Here is a 21,986-nt window from a genome sequence, read left to right on the forward strand (position 1 = left end):
GTTCTTCTACGGCCGCATACCGTTGGATTCCCTGAAGTTCGAAGGCGACCGTCGTATCTTCGATCAGCTCGTAGCCTGGGACCCGTCCGTGTAACGGCATCCCAGCTGGCACGCTCCCGTGCAGGTTCACAGCGACGCTGTCCTGCCCATCCCCGTGCGCACGTGCCAGAGCGGCCGGGGCAGGCGTGAAGTCGCAGCAGTTCCACGCGGTGATGGCTGAGAACGGCGTCCTACGGTCGACGACGACAGCCAGGCAGCCTTCGCCCGGGACATCCGCAGCCGCATCCAAGCCTGAACTCACAGGACGATCGTGCGCACGGTGCCGTGATCGTCTAGCCGGAGGCGTAACGGATCAACTGAAGGCAATCCGTAACGCATGAAGTGGAGCCCGACATCAGCCTGCGGTTGCTGTCCTCCGTCGGCTGATGTGCGACGTAGCTCCGCTACGTAGCAGGCGCTCCCAAGTCACCCGGAGTGTTATGGTCTCGTCTCTGGATGGAGGTGGGCGGAGGTCGTTATGCATAAGTTGGTGGTCCTGTATTCCAAGCCCGCGGACCCTGACCAATTCCGCGACTACTACGTGACCAACCACCTTCCACTGGTCATGAATCTGCCCGGCCTGCTTGCGTGGCGCTACAGCTTCGACGTGGCGGCGACCAAGGGAGAAGCGCCGTATTTCGCGGTCTTCGAAGGCGACTTTGCTGACGCCGCCGCCATGGCCGCGGCGCGGGCGTCGCCGCAAGGCCAGCGGGTGGCCGCCGATGTCGCCAACTACGCCACCGGCGGTGCGGTCATCATCCACTATCCGGTGCAGGAGGAACACTAGGCTGGTGAACCGGCGCTGAACGTCAGCAAGAAGTCAACGACAGGCTCCAAGGAAGGCCAAGCCTGCGAGCAGTAGCGAGCTGCGGGCGGCAAACGCCCAAGGACCTGACGGGACCGGTCGACGGTTCTTGCTCCGACGACGCTGCGGGTGGTCTACACCTACCTCAGCTCGATGTTCGCCATGGCGGTACGGGACCGGCTGATCTCGGTCAGCCCGTGCGACAAGGGCATCCGGCTTCCGCCGATCAGCCGGGGGAGCCGGGTCCTTCCCACCGCGCAGCAGGTGCACGACCTGGCGCGTCTGCTGCCGGCCCGGCTGGCCGCGACGGTCTGTCTCGCGGCCGGTTTGCGGGCTGCGCATGGGCGAGATCCTCGGCTTGGAGGTGGACGACATCGACTTCGACGCGCGGGAGGTGCATGTCCGCCGCCAACTCAAGGTGCTCAAGGGCCGTCAGCCGTTCCTCGGCCCGGTCAAGACGAGCACGAGCGCCCGCACCGTCGAGCTGCCGGAGGTCGTAGCGGCGGCGTTGCGGCACCACCTGGCCGACGGGTGCGACCCGGTCGAGGTCGACGACGACACGGACCGCCGGCGGCCGGTCCGCCGGGCGGCACGCCTGCTGTTCCGGGGCGTCGCTGGCGAGCCGGTCAACGCCGCAACCTTCTCCCCGGACGTGGGCGACCGCTCAACACCTACGTGCACGAGTGGCCGGACGTGCTCGACCGCACCCGGCTGCTCATTGACGGCGCGCTCCGTCAACACGAAACGGCGGCCACGCCGGCTGTGAGCCGGGCATGACCGCCGTCCGTGACGGTTGTACCCGACCTGTACCCAAGATCAGTAGTGATCCTGTTGGCACAGGTCAGAGCCTTGATCAAGCTCAGCAGTCGAAGTACATGGCGAACTCGTGCGGGGTCGGGCGCAGGCGCACCGGGTCGACCTCGTTGGCCCGCTTCCAGCCCACCCAGGTGGAGATCAGGTCCGGGGTGAAGACGCCGCCGTCGAGCAGGTAGTCGTGGTCGGCCTCGAGCGCGTTGAGCACCTCCGGCAGCGAGCCCGGGACCTGCTTGACGTCGCCCCACTCCTCCGGCGGGAGGTCGTAGAGGTCCTTGTCGATCGGCGCCGGCGGCTCGATCTTGTTCTTGATGCCGTCCAGGCCAGCCATCATCATCGCCGAGAAGGCGAGGTACGGGTTGCTGGACGGGTCCGGCACCCGGAACTCGACCCGCTTGGCCTTCGGGTTGCTGCCGGTGACCGGGATGCGGGTGCAGGCGGAACGGTTGCGCTGCGAGTAGACCAGGTTGACCGGCGCCTCGAAGCCCGGCACCAGACGGCGGTACGAGTTGACCGTCGGGTTGGTGAAGGCCAGCAGCGACGGCGCGTGGTGCAGCAGGCCGCCGATGTACCAGCGGGCGGTGTCGGAGAGGCCGGCGTAGCCGGTCTCGTCGTAGAACAGCGGCTCGCCGTTCAGCCACAGGCTCTGGTGGGTGTGCATGCCGGAGCCGTTGTCGCCGAAGAGCGGCTTCGGCATGAAGGTGGCGGTCTTGCCGTTGGCCCAGGCCTCGTTCTTCACGATGTACTTGAAGAGCTGAAGCTGGTCGGCGGAGTGCAGCAGGGTGGAGAACTTGTAGTTGATCTCCGACTGGCCGGCGGTGCCGACCTCGTGGTGCGACCGCTCCACGGTGAACCCGGTGTCCACCAGGCGCCGCACGATCGAGTCGCGCAGGTCGGCGTAGTGGTCCACCGGCGGCACCGGGAAGTAGCCGCCCTTGTACGCGGTCTTGTAGCCGCGGTTGCCGCCCTCCTCCTCCCGGCCGGAGTTCCAGGCGCCCTCGATCGAGTCGATGTAGTAGAACGACTGGTGCGCGGAGGTCTCGTGGCGGATCGAGTCGAAGATGTAGAACTCCGCCTCGGCGCCGAAGTACGCGGTGTCGGCGATGCCGCTCGCGGCCAGGTACGCCTCGGCCTTCTTCGCCACGTTCCGCGGGTCACGCGAGTAGGCCTCGCGGGTGAACGGGTCGTGGATGAAGAAGTTCAGCGCGAGGGTCTTCTGGGCGCGGAACGGGTCGATGAAGGCGGTCGCGACGTCGGGCAGCAGGAGCATGTCCGACTCGTGGATCGCCTGGAAGCCACGGATCGACGAACCGTCGAACGCGAGGCCGTCGGTGAAGAGCGCGTCGTCGACGGACTCGACCGGCAGGTTGAAGTGCTGCATCACGCCGGGCAGGTCACAGAAACGTACGTCGACGAACTTCACGTCCTCGTTCTTGAGGTATCGCAGGAGTTCCTCGGGATTGGCGAACACACGTCCTCCTGGCAGGTCCACTCCGGTGGCTGGCTCCTGGCGACGGTATGGCGGCGCGGTTGCCCGGTCGTGTCTCTTCTGTTTCCGCCGTGTTACGTCCCTCGCGGAGCGTCATCTGTGCCGCTCAGTCGCCTTCTGTTCTCCGTTCGGACGATACCCGCCGTGACAGTGTGGCGCTAATTGATGGCTTTGGTCCGATTCCTCGGAGGGCGTCGAACCGGCGGGCCGGGCCGTGACCGGCACCCCTGCCCAGCCCGGCCTTCCCGGCCCCGGACCCGCCCCTGACTACCCTTGACCGCTGTGACCGATACCGCCGCCGTGCCGGTGCCGCCCGCCGCGGACCCCACCTTCACGCCCCCGACCCTCGGCCGCCGCTTCGGCGCGCTGATCATCGACTGGGTGCTCTGCCTGCTGGCCGCCAACATCTTCGCCGATCCGGCCCGGGACGGCTGGGCCCCAGTCCTGGTGCTGATCCTCGAGTACGGCTTCTTCCTCGGCCTGTTCGCCCAGACCCCCGGCATGTACCTCACGCGGATCCGCTGCCTGTCCTGGGCCGACGGCGGCCGGATCGGGCTGGTCCGGGGCCTGCTGCGCGGCGTCCTGCTCGCCCTGGTCGTGCCCGCCCTGATCATGGACGGGCACCGGCGCGGCCTGCACGACCGGCTGACCGGCTCGGTCATCATCGACGCCCCCCGGCCAAGGGCAAGATCATGAGCGGATGGCGCAGGACAATCACCGCGGCCGCCTCGTTTTCGCCACCGCCCCCTCCGCCGGCCGGGACGCCCGACTTCTGGGGGTGAACCCGGCCGGAAACTGCTGCGAGTGCACCGCCGGCCGCACCGGGTACTCCGCTGCACCCTGCCAGCAGGAGGAGCACGTCTGATGGGTACCGCCGAATCGAGGCGCCTCTCGCCGAGAACCTCCCTGTTTCTGCTCGCCTCGCTCCTCGTGTCCTTCCTGGCCGCGTCGGCCGCCCCGACCCCCCTCTACGGGATCTACCAGATGCGCTGGCACTTCTCGCCGATCACGACCACGGTGGTGTTCGCCATCTACGCCGTCGCCGTGCTGGCGTCCCTGCTCACGGTCGGCAAACTGTCTGACCATGTCGGGCGGCGGCCGGTCCTGCTGGTCGCGGTCGCGGTCCAGATGATCTCGCTGGCCATCTTCATCTTCGCCAACGGCGTACCCACGCTGCTGGCCGCCCGTGTCGTACAGGGACTCGCGGCCGGCGCCGCCACCGGCGCGGTCGGTGCCGCCATGCTCGACATCGACCGCTCCCGCGGCACGCTCGCGAACTCGATCGCCCCCGGTATCGGAACCGGTACCGGCGCCCTGCTCTCGGCGCTGCTCATCCAGCTCCTGCCCGCGCCGACGCGACTGGTGTACGTCGTCCTGCTCGTCATCCTGCTGATCCAGAGCGTCGGCATTGTGCTGATGCCGGAAACGGTCACGCCGATGACGGGAGCGCTGCGGAGTCTGCGGCCGGAGATCAAGCTGCCGCGCACCGTACGTGGGCCGGTAGTGGTCGTTGCTCCGGTGGTCTTCGCCGTCTGGGCGCTGGCCGGCTTCTTCGGCGCGCTCGGCCCGGCGCTCCTGCGCGCCCTCATGAACACCTCGATCGCGACCGCCGGCTTGCTCCTCTTCGTCTTCGGCATCGTCGGGTCCATCACCGTCGTCCTGCTACGCAACGGCGCCGCGCGGAGCGTGATGCTCACCGGAATCACCGCGCTCATCCTGGGCATGATCATCACGCTGGTGTCGGTCATGATGGAGTCCATCCCGGGCTTCTTCCTCGGCCTCGCGCTCGGCGGCGTCGGCTTCGGTGCCGGTTTCCAGGGCAGCCTCAAGACGGTCATGCCGCTCGTGGAGGCGCACGAACGCGCCGGTGTGCTCTCCCTGCTCTACATCGTCTGCTACGTCGGCTTCGGCCTGCCCACCGTCATCGCCGGCTTCCTCGTGGTCTACGCCGGCGGCCTGCCCCGAACCGCCAACGAATACTCCGTCGCGATCATCCTGCTCGCCCTGGTTGCACTGCTCGGACTACGCAGGGCCAGCAGAGTGCCAGCCGGCTGAGCCACCGGGGCGGGGCCGGCAACAACCAGGATCATCGACCCGGTGCCGAGATCGCGGGCCGGCGCTGCGGCGCCGGCGACCCGGAGTCACCGCGAAGACGGAAGGAGCCGGGCCCGTGCGGGCCCGGCTCCTTCTTGCGCGTACGACGGAGGTCAGCGACCCCGGGTCTGGCGGAACGCGCCGCGCGGCGGCCGCATGTTCTTCGGGATCGCGCCCTTGGGCATCTGCGGCCGGGCGGTGAGCGCCTTGAGCCGCTTGTCGAGCGCGTTGACGTCCTTGGGGGTGAGGGTGCGGGGCAGCCGCATCAGGGTCATCCGCAGCTTGCGGATCGGCAGCTCGCCCTCGCCCTGGCCGATCACGTAGTCGTGCAGCGGGGCCGAGCCGATCACCTTGGCCAGCCGGCGCTTTTCCTGGCCGAGCAGGCCGCGGACCCGCTGGGGGTTGCCCTCGGCCAGCAGGATCACGCCGGGGCGGCCCAGCACCAGGTGCACCATGTCCATCTGCGTGGTGGAGCTGACCGCCGGGGTGACCCGCCAGTCACCACGCATGCTCTCCATGATCTGCGCCGCCGCGCCGGGCTGCCCCTCGGCGGCGTTCATCATCGCCTTGTTGGACCGCAGGTTGAGCACGATCAGCACCGCGAGCAGGGCGAACAGGATGCCGATCGGCAGCCAGATCCAACCCCAGAGGAGCACCGCGACCACGGTGAGCGCGAGCGGGATCAGCACCGCCGCCGCGGTCAGCGGCGCGAACCACCGGTCCTGCTTGGCGGTGAACTGGAACACCATCCCGATCTGCTTCAGCCGCTGGCCGAACGAGACCTTCTCCTGGGGATTTGCCATGCCGCAGAGTCTAGTGGTCGCCCCGCGAACCGTTGATCCGTGGCTGCCACTCCGCGGCGGCTGAGTACCTTACGGCGCCGCCGGGCCGCTGAGACCCCCCGGTAAGGAGGGGGAGCGGCCGAAGATCAGGCGGTGGACCCATGCCCCAGGGGCACCTTCGCGCGGAAAGTCAGTGTCGACAGCGAAACGACCACCCGACAGGGGAAAACCGAGATGTTCGGCAACGACGCAGACCTGATGCTCACCATCCACCGCAGCCACGCCTCCGAGCTCCAGGCCGACGCGGCCCGCGACCGGCTCGCCCGGTCGCTGCCCCGCCGGCACTCGCGCGGCTGGCTCAGCCGCCGGCAGCACTCCGCCCGTACCGTCGACGGCCGCCGGTGACCACCGTCGCCGCGCCGGCCGCCCGGCCGGCGCACCCCGCGCCGCCGTCGCCGGACGGCCGGCCGGGGGTGACACCCGGGGCGGCCCTCGCTCCGGCCGGGCCACCCGGGCCGGCGGCTCCGACCGCCGCCGGCCCGGCCACCACCGCTCCGCCCGCCGCGGGCCCGGCCGCCACGGGGGCGGCCGGACCGGCGGGCGGCCGGTCGGGAGACCGACCGGTCGGCCGGGACGCCGCGGCCGGCCGTCATGGCATGCTCGACGGCGTGACCGTACGCGCCGCCAGCACCGTCCTCGTCGGCCGCCACGAGGAACTGGCCGCGCTGCGCTCCGCGCTCGGCCGGGCCCGCGCCGGGGACCCCACCACCGTGCTGGTCGGCGGCGAGGCCGGGGTGGGCAAGACCCGGCTGCTGGAGGAGTTCGCCGCGCTGGCCGGCGATCTCGAGGTCCGGGTGCTGGTCGGCCAGTGCCTGGAGCTCGGCGAGGCGGGCCTGCCCTTCGCGCCGTTCGCCGCGGCGCTGCGCGAGGTGCTGCGCCGGGACGGCCCGGGCGTCTTCGCCGGGTACGAGGCGGAGTTCGCCCGCCTGCTGCCCGAGCTGGCCCGGGTGCCGGCCGGGACCGCCGCGCCCATCGGCCTGCCCGTCTCCGACACCCCGCGCGGCTACCTGTTCGACCTGGTCGCCGACCTGTTCGGGCGGATCGCCGAGGACCGGCCGCTGGTGCTGGTGATCGAGGACCTGCACTGGGCCGACCGGTCCACCCGGGACCTGATCGGCTTCCTGGTCCGGGCCGCCCGCGCCGCCCGCCTGCTGCTGGTCTGCACGTACCGCACCGACGAGCTGCACCGTGGCCACCCGCTGCGACCCTTCCTCGCCGAGCTGGACCGGGCGCGCGGGGTGGACCGGGTGGAGCTGAGCCGGCTCGACCGGGACGGCACCGCCGCCGTCCTCGCCGACCTGCTCGGCGCCGAACCCGCCCCGCGGGCCGTCGACGACGTGCACGGGCGTACCCAGGGCAATCCCTTCTTCATCGAGGAGCTGGCCGCCGCCGGCGACCCGGTGGGCTGCGCGGTGCTGCCCGAGACCCTGCGTGACCTGCTGCTGGCCCGGGTCGACCGGCTGCCCGAACCAGCCCAGCGGGTGCTGCGGATCGCCGCCGCCGGCGGGACCCGCTTCGCTCACCAGCTGCTCGCCGAGGTCGCCGGCCTGCCCGAGCCCGAGCTGGAGGACGCCCTGCGCGCGGCGGTGGCCGGCCAGCTCGTGGTGGCCGACCCGGACGGCGACTACGAGTTCCGGCACGCCCTGGTCCGCGAGGCCGTCCACGACGAGCTGCTCCCCGGCGAGCACGCCCGGCTGCACGCCCGGTACGCCGCCGCGATCGAGGCGCAGCCGCACCTGGTGGCCGCCGGTCGCGCGCCGGCCGAGATCGCCCACCACTGGTACGCCGCCCACGACCACCCGCGGGCCCTGCTGGCCGCCCGCGTCGCGGCCGGCGCGGCCGCCGACCGGTACGCGTACGCCGAGCAGAGCCGGCTGCTGGAACGGGTCCTGGAACTGTGGGAGCTGGTGCCCGACGCCGCCGAGCGGCTCGGCATGGACCACCTGCGGGTGCTGGAGGAGACGCTCGCCGCGGCCACCACCTCCGGCGACTACAACCGGGCGCTCACCCTCACCCGGGCCGCCCTGGCCGAGGTGGACACCGAGGCCGAGCCGCTGCGCGCCGCCCGTCTGCTCGACCAGCGTGGCCGGCTGCTCGCCCTGCTCGGCAAGAGCGACGGCACCGCCGAGATCCGCGAGGCGTACCGGCTGGCCGCCGGGCTGCCCGACGGCCCGGAGCGGGTCCGGCTGCTCGCCGATGTCGCCGCGCACCTGGCGAAGGTCGACCCCGAGCAGGCCGCCTCGGTGGCCGCCGAGGCGATGGCCGGCGCCGAGGCGGTCGGCATGGACGTGGCCCTGCTGCCCACCCGGATCGCTTTGCTCTGCCGCACCGACAAGGCCCCCGACCTGGGGCTGGCCGAGCTGCGCCGGGCGGAGACCCTGGCCCGCGCCACCGGCAACGCGCCCGCGCTGGTCAGCGCCCTGGTGCACCTCTCCGACGTGCTCTACGAGCTGGGCCGGTACGCCGAGTCGGAGGAGGCGGCCGCCGCCGGGGTGAGCGAGGCGCGCCGCTTCGGGATCAGCCGCTCCACCGGGGCGTACCTGCTGTCCAACCGGGCCGAGGCGCTGCTCGCGCTGGGCCGCTGGGACGAGGCGGACGCGGCCTGCGCGGAGGCCGCCCGGATCGACCCGGCGGGCGTGTCCGGGCTGCACTGGCTCCAGCTCCGGGCCGGGCTGCGGCTGGCCCGGGCGCACCCGGCCGCCGACGAGCTGGTCGGCCGGGCGCTGGCCTTCCTGGCCCGGCCGTACCTCTGGCCGAACCACCGGCTGCCGCTGCGCGAGCTGCGCATCGAGGCCGCCCTCGCCGCCGACGACAAGCTGGCGGCGCTCGGGGCGACCCGGGCCGCGCTGGCCGACGAGCGCCTCGTCGACCTGCCCCGGGAGGGCTGGCCGGTGCTCACCGCCGCGGCCCGGACCGCCGCGCTGACCGGCGACGCCGAGCTGGCCGGCGAGGTGTCCGCCGTGGCCGCCGTCCTGCCCGCCCGCTACCCGGCGGAACAGGCGCACGCCGCCCAGGTCGCCGCGATCCTGGGCGGCGGCGACTCGGCGCTGCCCGCCTGGCGGGCGGCGGTGGACGCGTGGCGGGCGGCGGGGCAGCCGTATCCGCTGGGCCGGGCGCTGCTCGGGCTGGCCGAGGCGGCCGCCACAGCCGGCGACCGGGACGCCGTCGCGGCGGCGGTCCGCGAGGCAGGCGAGATCGCCACCCGGCTCGGCGCCACCCCGCTGGGCGAGCAGGTCGCCACCCTGGCCCGCCGGGTCGGGCTGCGCGGCGGCGGCCGGTCCGGCCCGGACCTGCTCACCAGCCGCGAGCAGGAGGTGCTGCGGCTGGTCGCCGAGGGGCACAGCAACAGCCGGATCGCCGAGCGGCTCTTCATCTCGCCGAAGACGGCCAGCGTGCACGTCTCCCGGATCATCGCGAAGCTGGACGTCCGCAACCGGGTGGAGGCGGCGGCAGTGGCGTACCGGCTCGGCCTGCTCAGCGCGGCCCCGCCCGATCCGCGCCAGCCCAGCGCCTCCTCCTGAATCCACCGCCCGGGAGGAGTAGCGCAACACGGGGGACGCCACGGCTGGCGGCCACAGTGGATGGATGTTTGACTGACGGCAACCATTCATTTCCCCACTTCAGGCGGGGGACGCCATGCCACTCCGCCCGATCGCGGTGGCCGCGTTCGCATTGGCTGTCCTGGGCCCGATCGGGCCCGCGGCCACTGCCGCACCGCCATCTCCTCAGCAGCCGACAATCAAGGAGCTCCCCCGGCCCACGCGTCCGCCAGCTGGCAAGGAGCGCGCATTCGACGCGCACTCGGTGCTCGTGCGGTTCAGGTCCGGCGTGTCGGCAGCCGCCAAGGCCCGGGCCGTGAGCAGCCGCGGCGCACGTAGCGTCGGCGCTGTTCCCGGCACCGCCTACGTCCTGATCGCCGCTCCGTTCGTCGGTGCGGGCGGCTGGCCCGGCGACGAGTTCGAGCTGCCCCACGACCTTGGCGCGCGGCTGCCGCGAGGCGTGCCGGTGCACGTGTTCCATGGGCTCTGGGACGAGACCGCCCCGCCGTCCCACGCTGACCTGTACGCCCGCGCCGTCCCGCAGGCACAGCTGCACCGGCTGCCGGGACGCGACCACCCAGCTGGACAACGACCTGGGCGGGGTGGCGAAGACGATCAGGGCTGGCGAGCTTGGCCGGGTTCGATAGGAGGACGATGTCCGGCAACGCTTTCCCTGCACCCCAGGCCGTCGACGAGCGCTGCGGGTCACCGTTGAAGCGCGGACACCGGTTGGATCCGGGTCGCGCGAGCGGCCGGCCACAGGCCCGCCACGAGTCCCGCCGCCGCGCTTGCCGCGACGGCCACCACGGCCGCGCGCAGGTCGAGCACCGGGCTCCAGCGGTTCACGATGCTGATGATGGCAACGGTCGCCACGCCGATGAGGACGCCGACCGCGCCACCGATGGCGCCCAGGACTGTGGTCTCGCCGACCAGCTGCGCGAAGATGTGTGCCGGGCGGGCTCCCAACGCGCGGCGTAGCCCGATCTCCGCGACCCGGCTCGTCACGGACGCGGCAGCGGCATTGGCGATCGTCACGGCGCCCACGGCCAGCGCGACGAGGCTGAGCAGCAGGGTTGACTGCGTCACGCTGCCCTCCACCTCCCGGCGTAGCTGTCGCGGGTCGGGAGGCGCGACGACTCGCAAGTCCCGTGGGCCCTCGGGGCGCAGCGCGGTCGCGGCCTGAGATCCGATCAGTTGGGCCGCCCCGGGACGGGTCCGGATCAGAACCTCGCGGTGAGCGTCGTCTTCCGCTCCGTGGCGGTACGACTCAAGGAGGACCTCTGCTGCCGAGGCCGGCATCAGTGCCCCGGTGAGTGAGTCCGGCCGCCGGCCGACGCTATCGAAGATGCCCATGACCGTATAGGCCCGGTCACGGATGAACACGGCGGCTCCGACCCGGGTGATGCCAAGGGAGTCCGCGACCGGCTGCGACAGCAGGACCACGTTCGCCGCCCGGGACTCGTGGAACGCGTCGAACGGACGGCCCACGACGAGCCGGGGTTCGATCGCGGCCAGTGCGTCCGGGTCGACCCCGAAGACGGCGAACGGGCTGGGCGGGGCGCCGAGCCCGCGAGCGATGGGTTGCTCGCCGAGACTGAGGCGTCGGCCGGCGTCGACGACACCATTGAGCCCTCGCAGCCGGGTGAGGGATTTGTCGTCCTGCCACCTGCTGTCGATGCCCTTACTCTCCGGCGAGACGACGACTTCGGTGGCCCGTCTCAGATCGAAGCTGCTCGACACCTGCTGGCTCACGGTGGAGGAGATGCCCAGGGTGGCCACGAACGCCACCGCGCCGAGCACGGTGCCTATCGCGGTCATGAGGGCGCGTCCCGGATGTCGCGTCACGGACAGGACGGCCTCCCTGCCCCAGTCGATCAGACCCATACGGGCCGGACTGACGCCGAGCGTCTCCCACAGCGGCCCGTGGGCCCTACGGGTCGGAAGGCGGGGGATGCGTCTCATTCCTCTGACACCACCCCGTCGGCGACCCGGAGCCGGCGGGTGCCCTGGGCGGCCACGTCGGCCTCGTGCGTGACGACGATGACGGCCTGACCCTCGGCGTGCAGCTCCCGCAGCAGCTCCAGCACGGTGGTCGTGTTCGCCGAGTCGAGGTTGCCGGTCGGTTCGTCGCAGAACAACACCCGCGGCCCGCAGGCAACCGCCCGGGCGATGGCCACCCGCTGGCGCTCGCCGCCCGACAACGTCCGCGGGTCGGCCTTGATCCGATGGGCAAGTCCCACCCGCGCCAGCACCTCCTCCGCGCGCTCGCGTCGCTCACGCCGCGTCCGCGGACCGTAGAGCATGCCGAGCTCCACGTTCTCCGCCACCGTTCGGCCCGGCAGCAGGTGGAAGGCCTGGAACACGAAGCCGAACAGCTGCCCACGGGCGGCTCCGCGGGTGGTCTCCCGCAGGCCGGTCACCTCGACGTCGTTGATCCGGTAGCTGCCGGTGCTGGGCGCGTCGAGCAGTCCCAAAATATTGAGCAACGTGGACTTCCCGGAGCCGGACGGACCGGTTATCGTCACGTAGTCGTTGGCCGCGATGTGGAGGTTGGTGGGGCGCAGCGCGTACACCGGATGCCCGTCGTCGTAGGTTCGGCTCACGCCGGTCAGGTGCAGCACCGTCGCTAGCCCTGGTTGCCCTCGCCGACCACGACCCGGTCCCCGGCGGTCAGCGTTGCGGTGCCCTGCGGCGTCACCTGGGCCCACCCGCCAGCCACCGGACCGGTGCTGACAGTGATGTCCTCGATGGTGTTGTCGGACCGGGAGACCGTCACGAAGGTGCTGCCATCGGCCCGCGAGTAGACCGCGGCGACGGGCACGACCAGCACCGGTGTGTCGCTCTCGGCTGCGGCAAGGTCAACTCGGACGGTCCGGTCGGCGATCGGCTGCATCGCTCCACCGGTGAATGTCAAGCGGATCATGAACCCGGAGAGGCCGAGTTCCTGGTTGTTGCTGGGCTCGGATGCGATGCGTTCGATGGCACCGGGCGCGGTCCGGCCGGTGGCCTCGTCGACGATGGACGCCGGCTGTCCGGCGGTGATGAGTTCGATCTGGTCCCGGCTGGCTGCGGCAAGGACGTACGCCGCCCTACCATCCATCTCGAGCAGGACCAGGTTCGGCTTGTCGAGCACATCTCCGACCCGGACCAGTACCCTCGTGACGGTCCCCGCCGAACCGACCCGGATCACCTGGGACTGGGGCAGCCCTGGACCCGCCTCCAGTTCTGTGGTGGCCAGCGTCCGCTGCGCCGTCTTGAGTGCCGCCTTGGCCGCGGTCACACCGGTATTCGCCGCCACCGCGCTGTCCAAGCTCGCCCGGGCCTGCTCGACCGCGGCACGAGCGGCAGGCAGTCCCGCCGCCGCCTCGGCCTTACCTGGGCTGGCCTCAAACCCGCGATCCCTGAACAGTCGGCCGATGGCAGTCTGGGTCGACCGGTCGAAGGTGCCGGTCATGGTGACGCGGTAGCCGAGCCGACGAAGGGCGCGCTGAATTTCGGAGACGTCCGGCCCGTGCATGCCGCCGACGAGATTCCGGTAGAGCGGGAAGGCCAGGTTCAGTGCGATGACTGGTTGACCGGTCACCACGAGCACGACCGTGCCCTCCTTGATCGACTGCCCTTTCTTGATCGGGACCGACGTCACCACACTGTTCGAGCCGATGGCCGACGGCGGCGCCTCGACCTTCTGGCTGGCGCCGGCCACCACGCGGCCGCGCAGCACGACCGGCTGGGAGAGCACGCGCAGCTCGGCCGGGACCGTGATCAGGGAGGCCGAGGGCGGTGCGGCGTCGGCCGCCGCCTGCTCCGGCGTACGCAGCCGCGACCCCAGCACCAGCGACATGGCGGTCAACAGCGCCACAGCCCCGAACGCGCCGATAGCGGCCAGGAGGCCACGCCGCGAGCGCCATCTCGACTCCACAGTCACATCCCTCTCCTGATCAAAGGCCAAGCTGCTCGCCCGCCAACCGGGCGACAACGCCCCGGCGCTCGCGGTGCCTGTCGCCCTAAGCCTGCGCCAGTAGGTCGGCCGCCTTGCGGGCGAGAACCTTGATCCGCTCGTTCAACTCCGTGATGCGGCTCTCGTACCGGTCCAGGTAGCGCTGCTGCACCCGGAACGCCGCGGTGAGCTGAGCCTCGACCCGTCCGGACTTCTTGCTGCACTGGAACCAGGCCACCGCAAGATCCGACTCAGCCGGGGTGGGCGTGTACCGCCGAACCGGAATGGCCGGTCCGACCTGGACCGTCCCCGGCCGGTTGTCCGGCTTCCAGTCCTCCTCGGGGCCGTGCTGGACGGTGCCGAACTGCACTCCGAACAGGGTGTATTTCGGCGCCTTGAGAAACTCCGCGCGGTCTGCCTGGTACTTCTTCGCGGTCATGCAGTCATAGAGCTTCGCCGGCAGATCCGGCGGTAGTTCGCGGTCGACGTCGTACCGGTACGGCCCGAGCACGTTGAACAGGTCGAAGTAGTCGTTCATCGTCTGCTTGGCCTCGGGGCCGAACCGGTTCCAGGCTTGAGCCTCGCACCGCTTGAGGTTCGTGTCGTAACCGCTGTCGAAGCTGACGATCCGAGCTGGCTCGCCGGGGTAGTCGACCCCGAAGCCGAGACGTCGTGCCTCGTCCTCGCTGGTCGGCCCGAAGTTCTGGGCGGACACCAGCAGCGGCTTGAACGGATCCGGCGGACGCCACGCACCGAAGTTGTCGCGGTTTTGCGGATAACCGGCATCGGCCAGACACTTGTCGCGGATGCGCAGCCGGGCCAACTCGACCGAGCTGAACTCCTCGCCGAGCAGGATGTCGAAGGGCTGGTTGGGCACCGACGTCGGACCGGCGGCGTCGGTCGGTCCCGAACCCGCCGGCATTGCTTCACTGGTGCTGTCGCACCCGGCCGTGGTCAAGACGAGCGCGAGTAGGACAGCCAGCAGGTAACGGGGCTCAGCGCGGCGCAGCGTGGACACGGGTCAACACCTCCGGAGAAAATCCATGAGGGAGCGTGCGCAGACGGACGAACCATCCGCGCACGCCCATACTTCAGATGTTAAAGGTCCTTCGGGTTGTAACTCGCCGTGCCGCTGCAACGGGAGTGACCGTTATTGCGATTGGTTCTGACGGAAATAACCACGCCAATGTCACCTGAAGTGTATGTGAACCAGTTGCCGTACGAGTCAACGTCCCAGACGTAGACTCTGCACGAGGTGTCGCGATTCCAAAGCTCTTCAGCACTGTCCATGACGCGCTCGTTGGTCGTGTAGCTACCGGGCACGTAGAACCACAGGTAGTAGCCGTGCTTAGAGTTCGAACCGTGGTTGGCGCCGTTCCAGAACTGCTTGCGCATGTTGTCGTAGCCGTACTTGTTATTGCTGAAGCAGATCTCGCCGCTGTGGCAGGCAACGTCTCCATCGCCGCTGTCCGCAGCCTGCGCGGCCTGACCCGGGATAGTGACACCGGCGACCACGAGCGCGGCGACGGCGGCCAGACGGGCGAGCGTCGGGGAGATACGGTAGGCTAGGGCCGTCCTCATGGAACCCTCCTTGGTTGCGGGACGTGAAGACACGTCGGCTGCGACGTGCCAGCGTCGCAGCCGCACTTTTTTGGCCAAGCGGAGCTTTCCTCTCGCACTCCGCCTGGGGCTTGGATTGATCCGAGGCGGAACATTAGCATGCCTCAACGTCTGGTGTTGCCCTGCAGACAGGACGGTCAGGAGCGACCCGGTTGCGCCCGGCTACCTGCCGCCACCGATGACATCCCGTCCCGGCTGGATCCATCCTTCCGCCCCGGAAGAGCGAATTCGAGCAAGGTCGTCTCTCCGCCGGCCAGCCGCCGCGACGTGGCTCTCAGGCCGTTGGATGGCGATCTCGGCTCGGCTGAGGGCCGGGCGCTACAAGTGGGTCTACCGCGACTCCACGAGCTACGCGGGCTCCGAGAGCAGCCTGAGAGCTGTCGGGGTGCGCACCGCGGTGTCCGCGACGCTGTCGAGGACCTCCTTCGCGCTGGGCGGCTCCGTGGCCCTGTCCGGCACGGTGTCGCCGAACCACGCAGGTAACGCCGTGTACCTGCAGCGGCTGGTCAACGGCAGCTGGACCAACGTGACCAGCAGGTCACTGTCGTCGACCAGTGCATACTCGTTCACCACCAAGCCCCTCCTCGAAGGGCACCTACTACTACCGGGTGTACAAGCCGGCTGACAGCGACCACCTGGCCGGTTGCAGCGCCACCCGAAGCTTCAAGGTCTACTGACCTCCACCGCGTGACCTCCACCCGGCACGTGCCGGGTGGAGGTCACGCGTGGCGTCAGGGGCGCGGGAGGTACACCCGCCAGCCCGCGACGGTGACCACGTCGAGTGCGCCCGGACCGGGGCCGAGCCGCCGGTCGAGCCGGGCGGCCAGCGGCGATCCGACCGGCGCGACCCAGGCCGCGCCGGGGTCGGCGTCCACCGCCCGCCGGTACGCGGGCAGCCGGTCGAAGCCGGGGCGCAGCTCGTCGTCGACCACCGCGCAGGTCACGCCCTCCCCGGTGGTGAAGGTGAGCCGGTTGCACGTCCAGTAGGCGCCGCGCACGTGCCGTACGCCCAGCGCGCCGAGGGTGTCGACGAGCGCGCGGTGCCGGTCGGCCTCGGCGTGGACGGCGGGCACGCGCCGAATCGCGTCGACGGTGGCGACGGCGGTCGTGCCGAGGATCGCCGCCAGCACGGCGACCGCCGCCAGGCCGACCGCCCGGTCGCGCCGGCTCCCCGCTGCCGGCCCGACCGCCGGACCGGGGCCGCCCGCCGGCTCGCCGCTGATCAACTCCAGGTCGGCGACATGGCGGTGTCCGACCGACCCGGACACCGCGGAATCGCCGACCTGGCGTGGCGAGCGGAGGCCAGCCGGCCGCGCCCGGTCGCCGAGGTGGCGTGCGGCGCGCCACAGCGGCCAGAGTAGGGCGGGCGTGGCGATCGCCAGGCAGGACAGGTAGCGGGCGCTCTCGATCGGCGTCCGCCCGGCCGCGTTGCTGACCGTGTACGCCGCCAGCACCGCCACCGCCGCGCCGAGCAGCGCCAACCGCACCGCCGCCGACACCCGGAGCCCGTCCTCGTCCGCGGCCTCATCGGCAGCCGGCGGCGGGGGTGCCGCCCGGAGGGTGCGCGCGGCGGCGACCGCGCCGAGGACGAGCAGGGTCGGGAAGGCGACCGACCACCAGAGCTGCCAGCCGGCGCAGTGGCTCGGCGAGCAGAAGCCCATGCCCAGCGGCGGCCCGAGCACCAGGCCGCCGTGCAGCCGCTCGGCCCAGCTCGCCGCCGCCTCGCCGCCGCTGGCCCCGAGCACCGCGGTGAGCGGGTTGCGGCCGTGCCGGAGGCTGTCCAGCAGCATCGGCGCCGCGCCCACCAGCAGCGCGGCGGCCACCACCGGCCCCGCCCGGCCGGCCAGCTCGCGCCGCCGTCGGACCACCAGCACGACGCCGGTCCCGAGGACGAGGGGCAGGATCAGCGGGTCGACCCAGAGCATCAGCCCCGACACCAGTCCCCAGGCCGCCCAGCGGGACAGCCGAGCCCGGGTTCGGCCGGCGCTGAGCGCCACGGTGAGCAGGGCGAGCCCGACCCCGGCGGGGTTCAGCTCGGGGTAGCCGCCGCCGGCGATGAGCTGGTTCTTGATCACCCGGTCCGAGCCGAGCGCGAGGACTCCGACGACCAGCAGGGCGAACCAGGGATCCCCGCCGAGCCGGCGGGTGAGCCGCCAGGACAGGGCGAGGAAGAGCGCGTACAGGGCCAGGGTGGGCAGCCGCAGCGCGAGCACCGACGGGCCGGTGAGCGCGACCAGCGGCGCGGCCAGGTACGCCTCCAGCGTCCCCATGTACGCCTGGCCGTAGAACCAGACCGGGAAGCCCTCACCCCGGGCGATGTGCAGGGCGGCCAGCCCCATGGTCGCCTCGTCGCTGTTGCTGGGCGGGGCGTCGGCGAGCAGCAGGGCCAGCCGGTAGCCGACCCCGGCGACGCCGACGAGCAGGGCGAGCAGCACCGGCAGCCGGGGACGCCGGGGCGTACGCGGGCGGGTGGCCTCGCGTGGCTCCTGGCGTACCCCGGCGGTCATGCCTGCGATCATGGCATCCGGACGGCGGCCGACGGCGGGTGACGCGGCATCCGACCCCGCCCGACCTCAGCCGGCGGGGTGGCGGACGGCCGGCCTCAGCCGGCGGCGACGGCCCCCTCGCGGGCGGCCAGGGCCTGCTGGTAGAGCCGCCCGGCCCGGTACGACGAGCGGACCAGCGGGCCGCTCATCACGCCGGCGAAGCCGATCTCGTCGGCCTCCTCGCGCAGCTCGACGAACTCCTCCGGCTTGACCCAGCGGGTGACCGGGTGGTGCCGGGGGGAGGGGCGCAGGTACTGCGTGATGGTGATCAGCTCGCAGCCGGCCTCGTGCAGGTCGCGCAGCGCCTGGGAGACCTCGGCCCGCTCCTCGCCCATGCCGAGGATCAGGTTGCTCTTGGTGACCAGGCCGGCGGCGCGAGCCTGGCGGATCACGTCGAGCGAGCGCTCGTAGCGGAACGCCGGCCGGATCCGCTTGAAGATCCGCGGCACCGTCTCCACGTTGTGCGCGAGCACCTCGGGGCGCGACCCGAAGACCTCGGCGAGCTGCTCCGGCACGGCGTTGAAGTCGGGGATCAGCAGCTCGACGCCGCAGCCGGACCGCAGGGCGTGGATCTGCCGGACCGTCTCGGCGTAGAGCCAGGCGCCGCCGTCGGGCAGGTCGTCGCGGGCGACACCGGTGATGGTGGCGTAGCGCAGGCCCATCGCGGCGACCGACTCGGCGACCCGGCGGGGCTCGTCGGCGTCGAACTCGGCCGGCTTGCCGGTGTCGATCTGGCAGAAGTCGCAGCGCCGGGTGCACTGGTCGCCACCGATGAGGAAGGTGGCCTCCCGGTCCTCCCAGCATTCGTAGATGTTGGGGCAGCCGGCCTCCTGGCAGACGGTGTGCAGCCCCTCGCGCGAGACCAGCCCGCGCAGCTGGGTGTACTCGGGGCCCATCTTGGCCTTGACCTTGATCCACGGCGGCTTGCGCTCGATCGGCGTCTCGGCGTTGCGCGCCTCGATCCGCAGCATGCGCCGCCCCTCGGGGGCGACGGTCGCGGTGCGCGCTGCCTGCTCAGTCGTCGGCGCGGAGTGCTCGATCGTCACAAAACCGAGCCTACGCCGGTCGGTGGGCGTCGATGAACGTCGGGCGACCGGCGTCACGCCGCAGACGTTGTGACACCGGACACCCGTGCCGAAAATACGGCGTCACACCGCCCGGTGCCGGGTGCTACTGTCCCGGACAAAGCTGCGACGGAGCCGAGTAGCGCGCCGATCCGCCAGCGCAGAGAGCCGCCGGTTGCTGAGAGGCGGTCTGGCGCCGGTGCGTGAAGACCCTCCCGAGCTGCGGGAAGAACGGCGCCCTCGCGCTCAGTAGAGCCCGCCCGGCTGGCCCCGGTGAAAAGGCGACGAACGAGGCTCCCGGGAAACCGGGGGCGAAGGTGTGGTGGCACCGCGAGGTTCCCGCTCGCCCACACCTCCCGGGGATCGCGTTGCGATTGATCGAGGAGGTAACCGCCGTGCAACGCATCCTTTCCACCCAGCTCAGCCACCATGTCGGCGAGTCCGTCCGGATCGCCGGCTGGGTGCACCGCCGCCGGCTGCTCAAGTCGGTGGCCTTCCTGATCGTGCGGGACGCCGCCGGCCTGGCCCAGGTGGTGGTCGCCCGCCCCGAGGTCCGCGCCGCCGTCGAGTCGCTGCCGGAGGAGACCGTCGTCGAGGTCGTCGGCACGGTGGTCGCGAACCCGACCGCCCCCGCCGGGTTCGAGGTCGTCGAGCCCACGGTACGGCCGCTCGGGCCGCCCGCCGTGCCGCCGCCGTTCGACCTGTACCGGCCGGTGCTCACCGCCAGCCTGCCCACCCAGCTCGACCACGCCCCGGCCGCCCTGCGCCACCCGACCCGGTCCGCCGCTCTGCGCGTCTCGGCGGCGGCGGTGGCCGGCTTCCGGGCCACCCTGGACGCCCGCGACTTCGTGGAGATCCACACCCCGAAGGTGGTCGCCTCGTCCACCGAGAGCGGGGCGAACGTCTTCGCGCTGGACTGGTTCGGCCGGCCCGCGTACCTGGCCCAGTCGCCGCAGTTCTACAAGCAGCTCATGGTCGGCGTCTTCGAGCGGGTGTACGAGGTCGGGCCGGTGTTCCGGGCCGAGCCGCACGACACCGTCCGGCACCTGGCCCAGTACACCTCGCTCGACGTCGAGCTGGGCTTCGTCGCCGACCACCGGGACGTGATGGTGGTGCTCCGGGACACCCTGGCCGGGATGCTGGGCGCGGTGCGGGAGCGGGCGGGCGGCGCGCTCGCCGCGCTCGGCGTCGAGCCGCCCGAGGTGCCGGCGGAGATCCCCGCCGTGCACTTCACCGAGGCGTTGAAGATCGCCGGGGCGCCGGCCGACGAACCGGACCTGGCCCCGGCGCACGAGCGGGCGCTCGGCGAGTGGGCCCGCCGGGAGCACGGCTCCGACTTCCTCTTCGTCACCGGCTACCCGATGGCGAAGCGGCCGTTCTACACCCACCCGGACCCGGCCCGGCCGGCCCACTCCAACGGTTTCGACCTGCTGTTCCGAGGCATGGAGCTGGTCACCGGCGGGCAGCGGCTGCACCGGTACGAGGACTACCTGGCGGCCCTGGCCGCGCGGGGCGAGCCGGTCGAGCCGTACGCGGGTTACGTGGACGCGTTCCGGCACGGCATGCCGCCGCACGGCGGCTTCGCCATCGGCCTGGAACGCTTCGTCGCCCGGCTGACCGGCGCGGCCAACGTCCGCGAGGTCACCGCCTTCCCGCGCGACCTGCACCGGCTGACTCCCTGACGGCACGAAAAAGTCGGGGGCGTGGGTAAACCTGCCCGCGCCCCCGGCCCGTGTAACCCGCGAGGGAGAGGACACGCAGCCGATGCACGGGGATGACGAGCGGCAGTTCACCAACTGGGTCGACGCGCGGGCACCCGCGTTGCGGCGCACGGCGTTCCTGATCTGCGGCGACTGGCACGCCGCCGACGACGCCGCGCAGACGACCCTGACGAAGCTCTACCTGGCGTGGCCCCGGCTGACCCGGCGGGACGAGATCGACGGGTACGCCTGGCGGGTGCTGGTCCGTTCCCTCACCGACGAGTGGCGCCGGCCCTGGCGCCGGCGGGAACACCCGGTCGACCTGGTGCCGGACCGGGCGGCGGACGACCCGACCGCCCGGCTGGACCGGCAGCGGCTGGTGCTCGACGCCCTGGCCGGCCTGCCCGGGCGGCAACGCGCCGCGCTGGTGCTGCGGTTCTGGCAGGACCTGTCGATCGAACAGACCGCCGCCGCGCTGGGGTGCAGCGTCGGCGCGGTGAAGAGCCACACCGCCCGTGGTCTGCGCACGCTGCGCGGGCGCCTCGGGGACGAATTCCTGGTCGAGTCGGAGGGAGTGTGAACGACATGGAGGAGCGGGATGTCCGGGCGTTGCTGACCACCGCGCTGGGCACCGAACCGCCGAGCCGGTTCGACACCGTGGGGATCGTGGCCCGGGGGCGGCGCGCCCGGAGCCGCCGACGGCTGGCCGCCTCGGGCGGCACGGCCGTGGCCGTGGCCGCGCTGACGCTGCCGTTGCTCGCCACGGCTTCGCCATCGGGTACGCCGACGGCCGCCCGGCAATCACCGAGCCCGACCGTGTCGCCGACGCCAACCGCCACGCCCACGCCGTCGCCGAGCGTCACGCCCCGGCCGACCGCCTCGCCGTCGGGGCCGCCGCCGGGCCGGGTCGTGCTCACCGCCGGTTGCGCCACCGCCGACCCGAGCGCGGCCACCCCGGACGAGCACGGCCTGCCGTCCAACCAGAACAAGCTCTTTGACGTCTACGACCGCCTCAACCCGGTGGCCAACCGACGGTTCGGTGCCGTGTACGCGGGCGCGGCCCTGGCCAGCCCCCGGGACCGGCTCATGGTGTACCGCAAGCCGTCGGCCGAGTTCGACCGGTGGGTGCGGCGCGAGTTCGCCCGCGACTGCGTGGAAGTGCGCGACGCCGCGTACTCCGCGCGGGAGATCCGCGCCCGCTCGGACGAGGTCCTGGCCGACCGGGCGTACTGGGAGCGCCGGCACATCACCGCCGCGCATTTCGAGTTCGACAACACCGGGCAGGCGCTGACGGTCGGGGTTCAGGGTGACATCGAGCGGGCGCGGGCCGAGTTTCCCGCCCGTTACGGTCCCGGCGTACCGATCGTGATCATAGAGGCCCCGGTTATCAGCTTCCTCCGCGGAGATGCGTGGGCGACCGGTTCGCCGCAGCCCGGCGCCGGCTGATCCGGCGCGGGTGTAAGGAAGGCCCCGGTTGACACCCGTCTGTTGACCGGGG

At 71.9% G+C, this 21,986-nt stretch carries 19 protein-coding genes and 1 pseudogene; 10 read left to right on the top strand and 10 right to left on the bottom strand.

Going from position 1 to position 21,986, the window contains the following annotated elements; genetic code table 11:
* Nucleotides 1–301 (bottom strand): annotated as a pseudogene (locus tag ACZ6S5_RS30795) (hypothetical protein); the annotation flags it as partial.
* Nucleotides 302–517: 216 nt separating this feature from the next.
* On the opposite strand from ACZ6S5_RS30795, the gene ACZ6S5_RS30800 reads away from it, so the two are divergent.
* The gene (locus ACZ6S5_RS30800; RefSeq protein ID WP_466005740.1) at nucleotides 518–826 is read left to right on the top strand and encodes an EthD family reductase; all 309 of its coding nucleotides are present in this window, start codon (nucleotides 518–520) and stop codon (nucleotides 824–826) included.
* Between the two features lie 358 nt (nucleotides 827–1,184).
* Nucleotides 1,185–1,610 carry a site-specific integrase gene (locus tag ACZ6S5_RS30805; RefSeq protein ID WP_466005741.1) on the top strand — a complete coding sequence of 142 codons (426 nt, stop codon included), beginning with the start codon at nucleotides 1,185–1,187 and terminating at the stop codon, nucleotides 1,608–1,610.
* Nucleotides 1,611–1,703: 93 nt separating this feature from the next.
* On the opposite strand, the gene glnA is transcribed toward ACZ6S5_RS30805, so the two are convergent.
* Nucleotides 1,704–3,128, bottom strand: a complete 1,425-nt coding sequence (glnA, locus tag ACZ6S5_RS30810) for a type I glutamate--ammonia ligase (protein WP_466005742.1) — start codon at nucleotides 3,126–3,128, stop codon at nucleotides 1,704–1,706.
* Nucleotides 3,129–3,428: 300 nt separating this feature from the next.
* On the opposite strand from glnA, the gene ACZ6S5_RS30815 reads away from it, so the two are divergent.
* The gene (locus tag ACZ6S5_RS30815) at nucleotides 3,429–3,842 is read left to right on the top strand and encodes an RDD family protein (RefSeq protein WP_466005743.1); all 414 of its coding nucleotides are present in this window, start codon (nucleotides 3,429–3,431) and stop codon (nucleotides 3,840–3,842) included.
* 168 nt (nucleotides 3,843–4,010) lie between these two features.
* Entirely contained in the window at nucleotides 4,011–5,201 is a 1,191-nt protein-coding gene (locus ACZ6S5_RS30820) for an MFS transporter (RefSeq protein ID WP_466005744.1), read from the top strand.
* Nucleotides 5,202–5,353: 152 nt separating this feature from the next.
* Here ACZ6S5_RS30820 and ACZ6S5_RS30825 read toward each other — a convergent pair whose 3' ends face one another.
* Nucleotides 5,354–6,043 (bottom strand): DUF4191 domain-containing protein, encoded by a 690-nt coding sequence (locus tag ACZ6S5_RS30825; RefSeq protein WP_466005745.1) that lies wholly within the window; start codon nucleotides 6,041–6,043, stop codon nucleotides 5,354–5,356.
* Between the two features lie 213 nt (nucleotides 6,044–6,256).
* On the opposite strand from ACZ6S5_RS30825, the gene ACZ6S5_RS30830 reads away from it, so the two are divergent.
* Nucleotides 6,257–6,427, top strand: coding sequence for a hypothetical protein (locus ACZ6S5_RS30830; protein WP_466005746.1), 171 nt, complete (start codon nucleotides 6,257–6,259; stop codon nucleotides 6,425–6,427).
* Nucleotides 6,424–9,603 (top strand): helix-turn-helix transcriptional regulator, encoded by a 3,180-nt coding sequence (locus ACZ6S5_RS30835; protein WP_466005747.1) that lies wholly within the window; start codon nucleotides 6,424–6,426, stop codon nucleotides 9,601–9,603. Before ACZ6S5_RS30830 ends, ACZ6S5_RS30835 begins: the two co-directional genes overlap by 4 nt.
* 723 nt (nucleotides 9,604–10,326) lie before the next feature.
* Here ACZ6S5_RS30835 and ACZ6S5_RS30840 read toward each other — a convergent pair.
* The 5 genes from ACZ6S5_RS30840 to ACZ6S5_RS30860 all read right to left on the bottom strand — a co-directional run bounded on the left by ACZ6S5_RS30840 (nucleotide 10,327) and on the right by ACZ6S5_RS30860 (nucleotide 15,139).
* Entirely contained in the window at nucleotides 10,327–11,505 is a 1,179-nt protein-coding gene (locus tag ACZ6S5_RS30840; protein WP_466005748.1) for an ABC transporter permease, read from the bottom strand.
* A 74-nt stretch (nucleotides 11,506–11,579) separates the two neighbouring features.
* A complete protein-coding gene (locus ACZ6S5_RS30845; RefSeq protein WP_466005749.1) occupies nucleotides 11,580–12,224 on the bottom strand; it encodes an ABC transporter ATP-binding protein in 645 nt (214 codons plus the stop codon).
* 23 nt (nucleotides 12,225–12,247) lie between these two features.
* A complete protein-coding gene (locus tag ACZ6S5_RS30850) occupies nucleotides 12,248–13,570 on the bottom strand; it encodes a peptidoglycan-binding protein (RefSeq protein ID WP_466005750.1) in 1,323 nt (440 codons plus the stop codon).
* Nucleotides 13,571–13,625: 55 nt separating this feature from the next.
* Entirely contained in the window at nucleotides 13,626–14,576 is a 951-nt protein-coding gene (locus tag ACZ6S5_RS30855) for a hypothetical protein (RefSeq protein WP_466005751.1), read from the bottom strand.
* A gap of 80 nt (nucleotides 14,577–14,656) precedes the next feature.
* Nucleotides 14,657–15,139 carry a hypothetical protein gene (locus ACZ6S5_RS30860; protein ID WP_466005752.1) on the bottom strand — a complete coding sequence of 161 codons (483 nt, stop codon included), beginning with the start codon at nucleotides 15,137–15,139 and terminating at the stop codon, nucleotides 14,657–14,659.
* Between the two features lie 325 nt (nucleotides 15,140–15,464).
* Between ACZ6S5_RS30860 and ACZ6S5_RS30865 the strand changes: the two genes are divergently transcribed.
* Nucleotides 15,465–15,803 (top strand): hypothetical protein, encoded by a 339-nt coding sequence (locus ACZ6S5_RS30865; protein ID WP_466005753.1) that lies wholly within the window; start codon nucleotides 15,465–15,467, stop codon nucleotides 15,801–15,803.
* A gap of 106 nt (nucleotides 15,804–15,909) precedes the next feature.
* Here the strand turns inward: ACZ6S5_RS30865 and ACZ6S5_RS30870 are convergent, their stop codons facing one another.
* Together ACZ6S5_RS30870 and lipA are read right to left on the bottom strand one after the other, a co-directional pair.
* The gene (locus ACZ6S5_RS30870) at nucleotides 15,910–17,685 is read right to left on the bottom strand and encodes a DUF423 domain-containing protein (protein WP_466005754.1); all 1,776 of its coding nucleotides are present in this window, start codon (nucleotides 17,683–17,685) and stop codon (nucleotides 15,910–15,912) included.
* Nucleotides 17,686–17,780: 95 nt separating this feature from the next.
* Nucleotides 17,781–18,827 carry a lipoyl synthase gene (gene lipA, locus ACZ6S5_RS30875; protein WP_466005755.1) on the bottom strand — a complete coding sequence of 349 codons (1,047 nt, stop codon included), beginning with the start codon at nucleotides 18,825–18,827 and terminating at the stop codon, nucleotides 17,781–17,783.
* A 356-nt stretch (nucleotides 18,828–19,183) separates the two neighbouring features.
* Between lipA and aspS the strand changes: the two genes are divergently transcribed.
* The 3 genes from aspS (at nucleotide 19,184) to ACZ6S5_RS30890 (ending at nucleotide 21,934) form a co-directional block, all read left to right on the top strand.
* Complete coding sequence (gene aspS, locus ACZ6S5_RS30880) at nucleotides 19,184–20,470, top strand: aspartate--tRNA(Asn) ligase (protein ID WP_466005756.1); 1,287 nt, start codon at nucleotides 19,184–19,186, stop codon at nucleotides 20,468–20,470.
* A gap of 82 nt (nucleotides 20,471–20,552) precedes the next feature.
* Nucleotides 20,553–21,068: a SigE family RNA polymerase sigma factor gene (locus ACZ6S5_RS30885; RefSeq protein ID WP_466005757.1), complete on the top strand. Its 516-nt coding sequence runs from the start codon at nucleotides 20,553–20,555 to the stop codon at nucleotides 21,066–21,068.
* Nucleotides 21,069–21,073: 5 nt separating this feature from the next.
* Nucleotides 21,074–21,934 carry a hypothetical protein gene (locus tag ACZ6S5_RS30890; protein ID WP_466005758.1) on the top strand — a complete coding sequence of 287 codons (861 nt, stop codon included), beginning with the start codon at nucleotides 21,074–21,076 and terminating at the stop codon, nucleotides 21,932–21,934.
* Nucleotides 21,935–21,986: the final 52 nt, after the last annotated feature.

Source organism: Micromonospora sp. NPDC051924, from assembly GCF_055586005.1.